Origin of the sequence: Actinoplanes flavus (genome assembly GCF_017592555.1) — a bacterium.
GTDB classification, from domain to species: domain Bacteria; phylum Actinomycetota; class Actinomycetes; order Mycobacteriales; family Micromonosporaceae; genus Actinoplanes; species Actinoplanes flavus.
This window is the reverse complement of sequence record NZ_JAGFNS010000004.1, coordinates 170,964-184,013: the sequence shown is the minus strand read 5'-3', so window position 1 is coordinate 184,013 and position 13,050 is coordinate 170,964. Positions and strand designations below refer to the sequence as shown.

The window sequence follows — 13,050 nt, the reverse complement described above, 5'->3', positions numbered from 1 at the left end:
CGCCATCAGCCGGGTGTACGGGCCGCCGACCGCGTTACCGGGTGGCGCAAACCGCTTGCCCAGCCGGTTCCCGCCACCCGGCGGGCATACGCGCCGCCGACCGCGTTACCCGGTGGCGCGAATCGCTTGCTCAGGCGGTTCGCGCCACCCGACTTCTGCGCCGAAAGAGCCTCACATCACCCTCTGGGGCGGATGAGGTGGCCACGGCCTGCGGGTACGGTCGGGAACATGCCCAAGGACCTGTCGCGCGCCTGGCCGCGATGGTCCGTGTTGTTCGCGCGCCGACTGACATCGCTGGTGTCGACGCTGGCCCCGCTCTTCCTGGTGGCCGGCCGTCGCCTCCGCCGCTCGCTGTCGGGCATCCCCGCGTTCCTGGCCGGCGGTCACGATCGTGTCCTGTCCGTGCCGGTGACCCCGAGCCGCCGACCGGCCACGCTTCTTCCGAGAGCCGCGACCACAGTCCGCCGCGGCGCCGCGACCGCTCCCCGCCGCGCCGCGACCGTCCCCCGCCGCAGCACCGCGACCGCAGTCCGCCGCAGTGCCGGGGAGCGGGTCGCGGAGGCGCCGGCTACGAGCGGCCGCGAGGCACGACAGCATCTGCATCTCGACCTGCCGCACATCGCCGGATTGCCGGCCACCACCGGCCACCAGGCACGTCTGCATCTGCACCGGCACCTGCACCTGCCGCACATCGCCGAAGTGCCAGCCACCACCGGCCACCAGGCACGACAGCATCTACTTCGGTCCCTGACACACATCGCCGGATTGCCAGCCACCACCGGCCGCCGGGCACGACGGCATCTGCATCTCGACTTGCCGCACATCGCCGGATTGCCGGCCACGACCGGCCGCCAGGCACGACAGCATCTACTTCGGTCCCTGACACACATCGCCGGATTGCCGGCCACGACCGGCCGCCAGGCACGACAGCATCTACTTCGGTCCCTGACACACATCGCCGGATTGCCGGCCACGGCCCGCCGCCGGGCGGCGCGGCGTCTTCGCGAGCTTCCCCCACGGATCCGGACGGCCCGCGCCCGGACGGCACGCTGGCTGCGCCTGTTCCCGCCCCGGATTCCCGGCCTGCTGGCAGCCGCCGGTCAGGGCGCGTGGCGGCGTCTCCACCCGCTGGCGGCCCGGATCCCGGCGGTGCGCCGTCGCCGGGAGGCTCTCGCCCGATGGCACGCCGAGGCGGTCGAGGCCCAGCGTTACGCCGCCGAGTTGCTGGTCGCGGCTTCCCGCGCCGCCGAGGCCGCCGACCGCTGGCGGGAGCACTGGCGGCAGACCGATCGGGCCGCCGCCGAGGCCTGGCAGAGCTGGCAGGACGCCGAACAGCGGCTGGCGCGAGTCAGCGCGGCCGCCGCGTTCCGGACACCGCGCACCCGGCGCACCGTCGCCGAGTACGCCGACCGCGCCCGCTTCCTGCACCGTGCCGCCGCGGCCGCCGTCGAGCGCGGTGACCTGCCCGCCACGGTGCTGGCCGATCTGGCCTCCGGCGAGGGCGGCTGGAATCCGCGACTGCACCCCGTCGACCAGGAGCTGGTCCTGAGCCGGGCGGTCGCCGCCGTCCGTGATCAGCTGTACCGGTGGGCCGCCGCCGCCGAGGCGACCGCCTGGCACGACGCGCAACTCGCCGCCGACGCCCGGGACAGCCTGCGCCGCGAGGCGAACGCGGCGGCCGCCCGCGCCGGAGCCCGGCGTCACCGGCTCCGGCCGGCCACGAACCCGTCCCAGCCAACCGCGAACCCGTCCCAGCCAACCGCGAACCCGTCCCAGCCAACCGCGAACCCGTCCCAGCCAACCGCGAACCCGTCCCAGCCAACCGCGAACCCGTCCCAGCCAGCCACAAACCCGTCCCAGCCAACCGCGAACCCGTCCAGGCCGGCCACGAACCCGTCCAGGCCGGCCACGAACCCGTCCAGGCCGGCGTCGGCCTGGACGTCGTGGCGCCACGGCTGGACGACGGCGGCAGAGCGTCAGCCGGTGAGGCGTCCCACCATCGAGTGGGCGGCCCCGGTCACCAGAGCCCGGTCGTAGGTGACGACGAACTCGTACTGACGGTCCGGATCCGGCCCGGTGTCCCCCAGGTCACGGGCTATCAGCGCGGCCGAGGTGTGCGCGCCCAGCACCACGACGGTCCACTCGCTGGCCAGCGGATCCCGCGGGTGCAGGGCGGCGCCGCGCACCCCGGGCGCCGGCTCCGGCGGCATGTCGACGCCGAGTGCGGCGACGAACGGCAGCCGGGCCGCCAGGTCGGCGAACCGGTGCAGCATCGATGGCTGGAAGTGCCGCACGTGCTCGATTGCCGCCAGCAGCACCGGCGGCACGGCGGCCTCGAGAGCCATCAGCTCCAGCGTCGTCGACAGCGGCGCGAGCAGATGCTTCGGCGCGTGCCGGGTCCGGCGTTTGCCGTCGAGCAGCGCGTACGGCGTCTTCTGCAACGCCGCACCGATCGGCTGGGGCGTGAACCGCTCGGGCCGGAAGGTCGACGGCGGGAATTCGCGCGCACCCCGGCTCCACAGCCAGCCCTGCCCCAGGGTGGCCCCGAGCACCAGCGCCCGGGTGAGGTCCTCCGGCGTCTCGATGCCCTCGGCGACGACCTCGGCGCCGACCTCCTCGGCGTACGCCCGGACCGCCCCCGCGACGGCGACGGTGGCCGGGTCCTTGACCGTGCGCAGCAGTTTGAGGTCGAGCTTGACCACCTTCGGCCGCAGCAGCGGGATGAAGGCGAGCGACGCCGGATTCACACCGACGTCGTCGAGGGCGATGGCGCAGCCCGCGGCCCGCAGCCGCTCGGCCCCGGCCAGCACCCCGGGGAGGTCTTCGGACAGCGCCCGCTCGGTGATCTCGACGACCAACTGCACGTGCTGGGCCCGCGTCTCGAGCGCTTCGAGGACGACGTCGAGCCGCTGCGTCAGCGTGCTGGGCTCCAGGTTGACGAAGAGCGTCACCGGCCGCCCACCGGACATCCGCGCGGCGTCGCCCAGCGAGGCGAGCAGCGAGGCCCGTTCCAGGTCGGCCAGCCGTCCGGCGGCGCGGGCCGCCTCCAGCAGCGCGATCGGCGATTGCAGGGGTGTTCCCTCGGGGCCGCGCATCAGCGCCTCGAACGCCAGCACCGCCCCGGTGTCGACATCCACGAACGGCTGATAGACGCAGTGCACGTCGAGCAGGACGTCAGACAGAACCTGACCCGTGGGCATGACACTCACACCTGTCTCATCGGCATCCGGGCCGACCGTTTGAGGGCTCACCGCGCCTGCTGAGCGGATCCTCGGGCGACGGGCCGCTCACGCCCGGCGGGCGCGTCACGGCTGGGACGTCGCGGAAAGCCCGCGCGGCGCGGGCGGGGCGGTTTCCTTGCGGTTGGGGGCTTTTTCGCCCGTACGATCAATGGGGTTTTGTCAGGAGGTAGTCGTCGATGTCGGGGTTCCACGCCAGGTCGATGGCGCCGGCGGTGGCGGCGGCCTTGGCGAACTGCAGGAAGCTGCGGTAGCCGAGCTTCTTCTCGCTGAAGTCGGGGGCGAGCTTGCGCACCCGGTTCTTGATTCCGGAGAGGGCGACCGGCCCGGCGTCGATGACCACCGACTTGAGCAGGCCGAACGCGGCCTCACGGTCGCCGTGTTCGGGCAGGGCGACCTCCGGGTCGCCCTTGGCCTGGCCGTCGCCGAGTTCGATGACGTTGCGGCCGGCGAGGTGGCGCAGCAGTTCGCCGAAGGCGCGGAAGCCGTAGTCGGCCTCGCTGAACGTCGGGTCCTTGCGCAGCAGGGTGCGTTTGAGGGTGGAGGCGGTGACCGTGCCGCTGGCGCTGCGCTGCAGGCCGGAGACGGTCTGGGCGACCAGCGTGGCCAGCGACTCCGGGTCGCGGGCGGGAGTGTCGATGACGGTTTCCGGGACCGGCGCGGGTTCCGGCCTGGTGACGGTCTTGGCGGGAGCCGGGCGGGTACGCGAAGCGGCGGGCACCGGGATCTCGACACCTTCGAGGTGGTCGTAGAACAGGAACTCGTCACAGGCGGGCGGCAGCAGCGCCGAGGTGGTGCGCTCGACGCCGACGCCGATCACCCGCTTGTTGAGTTCGCGCAGCTTGTGGACGAGCGGGGTGAAGTCGCTGTCGCCGGTGCAGAGGACGAACGTCGAGATGTAGGCGCGTTCGAAGGCGAGTTCCAGGGCGTCGACGACCATCTTGATGTCGGCGGCGTTCTTGCGGGAGGCGCCCATCTTCTGCGGGATGTCGATGAGCTCGACGTGCGAGCGGGTCAGCAGGCGGCGGTCCTCGTCGAAGTAGGACCAGTCGGCGTACGCCTTGCGCACCACCACCCGGCCGCGCTCGGCCAGGGCGTCGGTGACCGGCCGCAGATCGAAGGTCATGCCGCCGAGGTGATCACGGGCGCCGATCGCCAGGTTCTCGTAGTCCAGGAACAGGGCGATGCGTTCTTCTTGGTCCACACCGCGAGCCTATCTGCGCATCGCCTCGCGCACGTTGACCAGCAGGACCAGCAGCGCCGCGGCGAAGAAGACGAAGGTGACGACGTAGCGGCCGTCGAGCCACAGCAGGACCAGTGCCCCGATCGCGGCGGCCGCCAGGATCAGGCGCAGCAGGACCGCCAGGAACTTGCCGCGGACCAGGCCTTCCACGGCGAGCAGGCCGAGCAGGAGGGCCAGGGCGATGTCGCTTCCCCCGGTGCCCAACGGGAAGGCGAGGGCGCCGAGCGCGCCGAGGATCAGCGGGGTGCTCAGAACCGCCCACCACGACATGATCCGGCCACGGAGGCCGGTGGCGGGTTCCAGCGGGACGCGCCGGTGCAGCAGGTGGGCGTGCGGGTGGTCGGTCAGCGGTGCGGCGGTGGCGGCGCCGGCCAGTTCGTCGGCGAGGCGGGTGTGTTCCATGCGCAGGTTGAGCAGCCGGCGTTCGTCCGGGAGCAGGCCGCGGACCTCGGCCGAGCCGGCCGGGAGCCCGGCCGCGGCGATGGCGAGTTCCTGCCGCAGGGCGGTGATCTGGTCGTCGAGTGCGGTGAGGCGGTCGTGGTCGCGTTGCAGGCGGATCTCGGCGAGTTTGCGTTCGGCCTCCGGATTGGGAGCGACCTTCGCGAGGCCGGCCCAGCCGACCGGGTCGGCCCAGGGCTGCCGGACCGTGCCGTCGCGGCTGTAGCGGGGCCCGGCCGGGCCGCGTTCGCCGCCGAGCCGGTCACGGGTGTCGCGGCCCCACAGGCCGCGGAAGCCGCGGACCCACGGGGTGTCGTCGCCGATGAGGATCGGGTGCCACGATTCGTCGTGGCCGGGGCCGACGGCGCGGCCGTCGCCGCGGGCGTAGTCGACGTACGGGATGCCGACCGACGGATGGTGGTGGTGCCAGGGCGCGAACAGCCGGGCCGACCAGCGCAGTGCCCCGACCAGGCCGCGCAGTTTCGGCGGCTTGACCGTGACCAGGTAGTCGCCGGGCAGGTAGGCGCCGGAGTGCGAGCCGGCGCCGACGAACACCACCGGGTGCCGGCCGGCGTGGACCGTGAGGTCCGGGTCGTCCCAGCGGCGCCGCAGGTCGTCGCCGGTCTCCTCGTGGGCGGAGAAGACCACCCAACGGGGCGGCGGCAGCCCGTCCGGGCCGGTGACGGTGCCGTCGAGGTAGACGGTGACCTGTTCCCAGTCGGCCTCGTGCTCGTTGACGCCGCCGAACGCCGACCGCCAGTTGTTGAAGCTGTAGAAAAACCAGTACTGGCAGACGATCCACGGGTCGTCGCGCAGCACCCGGCCGTAGTAGGTGGGCTGGTCCGGCCGGAGATGGTCGCGTTGCAGCAGGAAGGACTGGGCGGCGCTGCCGCCGGGCACGCTGCCGCGGAACAGCAGGGAGAACCGGTTGATGGCGTCGACCAGGCGGGCGGTCGGGCCGACCGAGGCGAGCCGGCTGGACCGGCGCAGGTGGGGTGGGCGTTCCCGGAGCGGGATGTGCGCGTGCCGGTCGCCGGCGCCGATGCCGGACAGCGAGTAGCCGCCGTCGGCGGGCAGCCGATCCAGGGTGAGCCCGCCCGGGGGCGCCTCCTGCTGCAGGCCGCTGCCGGGCCGGGCACGCCACAGGCTGGCGCGGCCCACGTACCGTTCGACCGAAACCGGGAAGAAGTACTCCCCTTCGGTGAACCGGGCCACCGGCTCGTAGGCGCGCAGCAGGCGCAGGTCGTCCTCGATAATCCCGAGGTTAGCGGCCCGCTCCGGGCGGTCGGCCACGTCCCCCGCCGGGTGTGACGGGTCAGAACCCGATCGCCTCACGCACGATGATCACGGTGCCGCGGTCCGGGAACGCCTCCCGTTCCCAGGATCACGTTTATTGATTGTTTTAAATGCATTGGTACGTTGCCCGCATGAGACCCATGCTCAGCAGGACCGTCGCCGTCACCGCGGCCGTCCTCACCGTCGTCCTCGGCGTCCAGGCCGGCGCTCAGGCCGCCCCCACCCCCGGCAGCCCCGGCATCGGCGACGTCTACTACCCGGAGTACGGCAACGGCGGTTACGACGTCGGCCACTACGACATTCGCCTGCGCTACTACCCGGACACCGACCGTCTGACCGGCACCACCACGATTCTCGCCACCGCCACCCAGGACCTGTCCGCCTTCAACCTGGACTTCGCCCTGGCCACCCAGTCGGTGCGGGTCAACAACCGGGCGGCCACCTTCACCCGGCAGGGCGACCACGAACTGGTCGTCACCCCGGCCCGCCCGATCAGCAAGGGCAGCCAGGTGACCGTCGTGGTGCAGTACGACGACATCCCGTCACAGGTCGTGGCGTCCGGCTTCACCTCGTGGAACCGTACGGCGGACGGCGCGCTCGCCGTCAACGAGCCGGAGATCGCCTGGTGGTGGTACCCGAGCAACGACCACCCCACCGACAAGGCCAGTTTCGACGTGTCGGTGCTCGTTCCGGACGGCGTCGAGGTGATCTCCAACGGCACCCCGACCCGGTGGGCCCAGCAGGCGCTCGTGGGCTGGGACCGCTGGTCGTGGCGGCAGGAGCGGCCGCAGGCCACCTATCTGACATTCCTGGCGATCGGTGACTTCGACACGTACCGGGACACCTCCGCCGACGGCAGCCCGATCGTCACGGCGTACGACACCCGCCTCGACGCGACCACCGCGGCCGCCGCCCGGGCCAGCGTGGAGCGCACCGACGAGATCATCGACTGGGCGGCCGGGAAGTTCGGCCCCTACGCGTTCACCGCCCGCGGCGGCGTGGTCACCGGCATCAACGATCAGGGCTTCGCCCTGGAGACCCAGACCCGTCCGGTGTACGACGGCGTCTCGTTCACCCGCGGCACCAACAACTCCCTCGTGGTCCACGAACTGGCGCACCAGTGGTTCGGCGACTCGGTGGCGCTCGGCCAGTGGAAGGACATCTGGCTCAACGAGGGCTTCGCGTCGTACGCCCAGTGGCTGTGGTCGGAGGACCAGAACGAGGGCACCGCCGACGAGATCGCCGACTACGTCTACTCGGTCGCCCACCCGGCGGACGACCCGTTCTGGCAGGTGCTGCCCGGCGACCCCGGCCCCACTCGGCTGTTCCACAGCGCGGTCTACGACCGTGGCGCGCTCACCGTCCACCACCTGCGCAAACTGGTCGGCGACGAGGCCTTCTTCGCCATCCTCCAGGCGTGGACCGGCACCAACCGCGACGGCGACGGCACCACGCCGGAGTTCCAGGCGCTGGCCGAGAAGATCTCCGGCGTGGACCTGGACGCGTTCCTGGCGACGTGGCTCTACACCCCGGGCCGCCCCGACCTGGGCGTCACCACGCTGAGCGTCCCGTCCGAGCCGAAGTCGTGGGCCGCCATCTCCGCCGCCCACGAGCAGGCACACCACCACTAGGGACACGCGGCCGCCGCCCTCGTCCGGCGGCGGCCGCCGCCGGGTGGCCGGGTAGGGTCGAGGCGGTGCGGTTCGAACAGCTGGAGTACCTGACGGCGGTGATTCGTCACGGGTCTCTGCGCCGCGCCGGGGAGCACCTGCACGTGTCACAGTCGGCGCTCAGTGAGGCGATCAGCACCCTGGAGCGCGAACTCGGCGTACCCCTGCTGGAGCGCCACCGGTCCGGGGCGCGCGTGAGCCGCGAGGGCCGTGACCTGTTGCCGTTGATGACCGAGATTCTGGCCGGGGTGACGCAACTCAAGGCGGCCGCCCGCGATCACGCACGGACCAGCCGGGCGATCCGGGTCGGCACGGTCAACGCCGGCACGTCGGTGCTGCTGGTGCCGACGGTCCGCGAGTTCGGCGCCGGGCACCCGAACACGTCGGTGGACGTCGCCACGATGTTCCAGCCGGAGATCGAGGAGGGCCTGCTGGAGGGCCGCCTCGACGTCGGCCTGGTGAACGTCTTCCCGGGTGACGACCTCCCGGCGGCCCTACACCGGACGACGCTGCTGCACGGGACGCCGGCGGTCTGCTGCCGCACCGACGACCCGCTCGCCGCCAAGGCCCGGATCAGCGTCGACGACCTGCGTGCCCGCGCCTTCGTGGGGATGCGGCCGGGATATCTGATGCACCGGCTCGCGCAGCGGCTGTTCGATGGCGATCCGCCGCCGGAGACCTATTCGGCGGACGGCGCCGAGATGGGCAAGTCGCTGGTGGCCAGCGGCACCGGCCCGGCCATCCTGCCGGACTACAGCATCGCCGGCGACCCCCTCGAACAGGCCGGGCTGATCACCCTGCGGCCGCTGGCCGAGGAGGTGCCGCCGGTGACGATGGTGCTGTTGCGGCGCCGGTTCGACCGGGTGCCGCCGGCGATCCTGGACTTCGAGGAGACCATCGTGCGGCTCGCCCGTTCGACGTAGCCGAAGGGGTGTTCGGCGTCTCCGGTCACCGCCGGACTTGCCTGACCCACAAAATCTAGCGAGCCTATAGGTATTGCGTTGAAAGGGCTCGCATGTCTCTCACGTTCCACTGGTTCCTGCCCACCAACGGCGGCGACGGACGGCATGTCGTCGGCGGCGGCCACGGCGTGGCCGCCGGCGGCTCCGGCCGTCCCGCCGACGTCGCCTACCTCACCCAGGTGGCCCGCGCCGCCGAGGACAACGGCTTCACCGCCGCCCTCACCCCGACCGGCGCCTGGTGCGAGGACGCCTGGCTGAGCACCGCGATGCTCAGCCAGACCACCGAGCGCCTCAAGTTCCTGGTCGCCTTCCGGCCCGGCGTGGTCTCCCCGTTCCTGGCCGCGCAGATGGCCGGAACCTTCCAGAACATGTCCGGCGGCCGGTTGCTGCTCAACGTCGTCACCGGCGGGGAGAGTCACGAGCAGCGGATGTACGGCGACTTCCTGGACAAGGACGCCCGCTACCGCCGCTGCGACGAGTTCCTGACGATCGTGCGCCGGCTGTGGGCCGGTGAGACCGTCGATTTCCGGGGCGAGCACCTGTCGGTCGACGCGGCCACCCTCAGCCAGATCCCCGATCCGGTTCCGGACATCTACTTCGGCGGTTCGTCGCCGGCCGCCGGGATCGTCGCGGCCAAACACGCCGACGTCTACCTCACCTGGGGTGAGCCGCCCGCCGCGGTGGCCGAGAAGATCGCCTGGATTCGCGGTCTGGCCGCCGAGCAGGGCCGGACGGTCCGGTTCGGCATCCGGATGCACACCATCACCCGCGACACCGCCGAGGAGGCGTGGGCCGAGGCCGCCCGGCTGCTCGCCGGGATCTCGCCGGAGACGATCGCCAAGGTCCAGGCCGGGCTGCGGCTGTCCGAGTCGGAGGGCCAGAAACGGATGCTGGACCTGCATGACGGCACGACCACCGACCTGGAGATCTACCCCAACGTGTGGGCCGGGGTCGGCCTGGTCCGCGGCGGCGCCGGCACCGCCCTGGTCGGCAGCCACGAGCAGGTCGCCGACCGGATCGCCGAATACGCGGCGCTCGGCATCGAGGAGTTCGTGCTGTCGGCGTACCCGCATCTGGAGGGCGCCTACTGGTTCGGCGAGGGCGTCCTGCCGATCCTGGCCGAACGCGGGCTGTGGAAGGACGAACGGCCACGCCGCCGCAGCAGCCCCACCGTGCCGTTCGCCGCCGTGGGACGAGCCGTGCGGTGACCTCCTTCACCACCGATCAGGACCTCGATCCGGTACGCCTACGTCAGGCGTTCGGGGTCTTCCCCAGTGGCGTGGTGGCCGTTGCCGCGGCCGTCGACGGGATCCTGGTGGGCCTGGCCGCCAGCTCGTTCACCTCGGTGAGCCTGGAGCCGCCACTGGTGTCGGTGTCCATCGCCAACTCCTCGAAGACGTGGCCCGACCTGCGCCGGGCGGGCCACCTCGGGGTCACCGTGCTGGCGGCCCACCACGGCGAGCTGTGCCGGCGGCTCGCCGGGCCGGTCGAGCACCGGTTCGACGGCGCGGCCGTGTCGGCCACCGGCACCGGCGCGGTGACCATCGACGACGGGCTCGCCCGGTTCGACTGCTCCATCTACCGCGAGGTGACGGCCGGCGACCACACCATCGTGCTTCTGCGCCTGCACGCCGCCGACCACAGCACGGACCAGAACGGCGGGCCACTCGTGTTCCACCGTTCCGGATTCGGGCGCGTTTCCCCGTACCGCTGAAAAGGAGATCTCCCCATGCCCACCTCTCGCCGTCGTCTCCTGATCGGCGCCGCCGGCGCCGCGTTTCTCGCCGGCTGCGGCGGGACGGAATCCGGCGCGAGCGCCGACAGCGCCCCCGGGAAGCTGCGCATCGGCTACCAGCGTTTCGGCGGGCTGAGCCTGTCCAAGGCGCGCGGGGACGCACCCGACGCGGAATGGTCACTGTTCGAGAGCGGGCCGGCGCTCACCGAGGCGCTCAAGGCCGGCGCCATCGACATCGGCCAGACCGGCGAGGCGCCGCCCATCTTCGCCGCCGCCGGCAAGATCAACTTCAAGATCATCGGTACCAGCGAGCCGGTCCCCCAGGGTGAAGCCGTGCTGGTCAAGGCCGACAAGGGGTACAAGACGTTCGCCGACCTCAAGGGCAAGACGGTGGCGCTCAACAAGGGTTCCAACGTGAACTGGCTACTCGTCAAGTTGCTCGAACAGGCCAACCTGACGATCGACGACATCAACGTGAAGTACCTGAAACCCGCCGAGGGCCGCCCCGCCTTCGACGCCGGTCAGGTCGACGCGTGGATCATCTGGGACCCGTACTTCGCGCTCGCCGAACAGCCCGGTGTCCAGATCCTGGCGGACGCCACCAACCTCGCCAACAACCGCGAATACCTGCTGGCCGCCCCGGAGGCGGTCACCGGCAAGACCGACCTGATCCGCACGTTCCTCGCCAAATACCGGGCCACCACCGACTGGGGCATCGCCAACCCGGCCGAACGCGCGAAGATCCTCTCCCCCGAGCTGAAGATCGACGAACCGACCACCACCCGCGCCCTGGCCCGCAGCGCCAAACCGCTCGCCCCGATCACCCCGGAGATCGGCGCCGAGCTCCAGGCCATCGCCGACGGTTTCACCAAGCTCGGCCTCATCCCGGTCCAGGTCAAGATCGCCGAACGCATCGACGAGCAGTTCAACGAGGCCCTGCTGTGACCGCGGTCGCCGACCCGCCCGCCCTGCGCAGCCGGACACCGCTGCGGCGGCGCACCCGCGGGCCGCGGCGCTGGCACCGGCTGATCAGTCCGCTCGTGCTGCTGGCGGTCTGGGAGACCGCCGCCCGCACCGGCGTCCTGCCCGAGGAGAAGGTGCCCGCCCCCAGCCTGGTCGCGCGAACCGGCTGGCGGCTGGCCACCGAGGGACAGCTCAGCGAACACCTGCTCGACTCGCTGACCCGGGCCGCCGTCGGACTGCTGATCGGCGGCACCCTGGCCGTGGCGCTGGCCGCCACCGCCGCCCTGCTGCGCGTCGGCGACAACGCCATCGACCCGCCCGTGCAGATGGCCAGAATGCTGCCTCACCTCGGACTCGTGCCACTGCTGATCATCTGGGTCGGCATCGGCGAGGAGCTGAAGATCAGCCTGGTCGCGCTGGGCAGCTTCTTCCCGCTCTACTTCAACACGTACGCCGGGATCCGCGACATCGACCAGCGACTCGTCGAGGCCGCCAAGACCTGTGGGCTCAACCAGTGGGAGCGGCTGCGGCACGTGGTCCTGCCCGGCGCCCTGCCGTCGCTGTTCCTCGGGCTGCGGCTGGCGATCGGCGCCGGATGGCTCAGCCTGGTCGTCGGCGAGCAGGTCAACGCCCAGACCGGCATCGGCTTCCTGATGATGGAGGCCCGCGAGTTCGCGCAGACCGACGTGGTCGTCTTCGGCCTGCTCGTCTACGCGGTTCTCGGCCTGCTCTCCGACACCCTGATCCGGATCGCGGAACGGAGGACCCTCGCATGGCGACGCGGCCTGCAGGCGACCTGACGGTACGGGTCACCGGCCTGCGCCGGGCCTTCGGCGACGCGGTCGTCCTGGACGGCGCCGACCTCACCGTCGGCCGCGGCGAGGTGGTCGCGCTGCTCGGCGGCAGCGGCTCCGGCAAGAGCACCCTGCTGCGCGCACTGGCCGGCCTCGATCCGGAGGCCACCGGCGACATCGTCGTCCCCGACCACTACGGCGTCGTCTTCCAGGAACACCGGCTGCTGCCGTGGAAACGGGTCGCCGACAACGTGGCGCTCGGCCTGCCCGGCGCGGGCGCCCGGGCCCGTGCGCTCGCCGCCCTCACCGAGGTGGGCCTCGGCGACCGCGGTGACGCCTGGCCGGCCGAACTGTCCGGCGGCCAGTCCCAGCGGGTGGCGGTCGCCCGCGCCCTGGTCCGCGAGCCGGAACTGCTGCTGCTGGACGAGCCGTTCGGCGCCCTCGACGCGCTGACCCGGCTGCGGATGCAACAGCTGCTGCAACGCCTGCGGGACCGGCACGGTTTCGCCGCCCTGCTGGTCACCCACGACGTGGACGAGGCGCTGCTGCTGGCCGACCGGGCCCTCGTCCTCGAGGGCGGGCGGATCGCCGAGGAGCTGCCGATCGGCCTTCCCCGCCCGCGCCACCAGGACGATCCCGGCTTCGGCGGGCTGCGGCGGCACCTGCTCGACCGGCTCGGCGTGCCGGCCGTCTGAAAGCCGCCTTCTCCG

The 13,050-nt window shown here is 72.1% G+C and carries 11 protein-coding genes; 8 read left to right on the top strand and 3 right to left on the bottom strand.

Features of this window, described 5'->3' with window-relative positions; genetic code table 11:
* Positions 1-228 precede the first annotated feature (228 nt).
* On the top strand, positions 229-2,037 hold the full coding sequence (locus J5X75_RS08060; RefSeq protein ID WP_208466678.1) for an amino acid adenylation domain-containing protein: 1,809 nt from the start codon (positions 229-231) through the stop codon (positions 2,035-2,037).
* On the opposite strand, the gene J5X75_RS08055 is transcribed toward J5X75_RS08060, so the two are convergent.
* The 3 genes from J5X75_RS08055 to J5X75_RS08045 form a co-directional block, all read right to left on the bottom strand.
* On the bottom strand, positions 1,977-3,200 hold the full coding sequence (locus J5X75_RS08055; protein ID WP_208466677.1) for a sensor domain-containing phosphodiesterase: 1,224 nt from the start codon (positions 3,198-3,200) through the stop codon (positions 1,977-1,979). The genes J5X75_RS08060 and J5X75_RS08055 overlap by 61 nt on opposite strands.
* A gap of 187 nt (positions 3,201-3,387) precedes the next feature.
* Positions 3,388-4,443 (bottom strand): NYN domain-containing protein, encoded by a 1,056-nt coding sequence (locus tag J5X75_RS08050; RefSeq protein ID WP_208466676.1) that lies wholly within the window; start codon positions 4,441-4,443, stop codon positions 3,388-3,390.
* A gap of 9 nt (positions 4,444-4,452) precedes the next feature.
* Positions 4,453-6,213, bottom strand: coding sequence for a hypothetical protein (locus J5X75_RS08045; RefSeq protein WP_307797978.1), 1,761 nt, complete (start codon positions 6,211-6,213; stop codon positions 4,453-4,455).
* 134 nt (positions 6,214-6,347) lie between these two features.
* On the opposite strand from J5X75_RS08045, the gene J5X75_RS08040 reads away from it, so the two are divergent.
* The 7 genes from J5X75_RS08040 (at position 6,348) to J5X75_RS08010 (ending at position 13,035) form a co-directional block, all read left to right on the top strand.
* Positions 6,348-7,847: a M1 family metallopeptidase gene (locus J5X75_RS08040; RefSeq protein WP_208466675.1), complete on the top strand. Its 1,500-nt coding sequence runs from the start codon at positions 6,348-6,350 to the stop codon at positions 7,845-7,847.
* Between the two features lie 65 nt (positions 7,848-7,912).
* Positions 7,913-8,809 carry a LysR family transcriptional regulator gene (locus J5X75_RS08035; protein WP_307797977.1) on the top strand — a complete coding sequence of 299 codons (897 nt, stop codon included), beginning with the start codon at positions 7,913-7,915 and terminating at the stop codon, positions 8,807-8,809.
* Between the two features lie 92 nt (positions 8,810-8,901).
* Positions 8,902-10,056, top strand: a complete 1,155-nt coding sequence (locus tag J5X75_RS08030; RefSeq protein ID WP_208466674.1) for an LLM class flavin-dependent oxidoreductase — start codon at positions 8,902-8,904, stop codon at positions 10,054-10,056.
* Positions 10,053-10,562, top strand: coding sequence for a flavin reductase family protein (locus J5X75_RS08025; protein ID WP_208466673.1), 510 nt, complete (start codon positions 10,053-10,055; stop codon positions 10,560-10,562). Before J5X75_RS08030 ends, J5X75_RS08025 begins: the two co-directional genes overlap by 4 nt.
* Before the next feature lie 15 nt (positions 10,563-10,577).
* Positions 10,578-11,528: an aliphatic sulfonate ABC transporter substrate-binding protein gene (locus J5X75_RS08020; protein ID WP_208466672.1), complete on the top strand. Its 951-nt coding sequence runs from the start codon at positions 10,578-10,580 to the stop codon at positions 11,526-11,528.
* Positions 11,525-12,346 (top strand): ABC transporter permease, encoded by an 822-nt coding sequence (locus J5X75_RS08015; RefSeq protein WP_208466671.1) that lies wholly within the window; start codon positions 11,525-11,527, stop codon positions 12,344-12,346. Before J5X75_RS08020 ends, J5X75_RS08015 begins: the two co-directional genes overlap by 4 nt.
* Positions 12,319-13,035 (top strand): ABC transporter ATP-binding protein, encoded by a 717-nt coding sequence (locus J5X75_RS08010; protein WP_208466670.1) that lies wholly within the window; start codon positions 12,319-12,321, stop codon positions 13,033-13,035. Before J5X75_RS08015 ends, J5X75_RS08010 begins: the two co-directional genes overlap by 28 nt.
* Positions 13,036-13,050 lie beyond the last annotated feature (15 nt).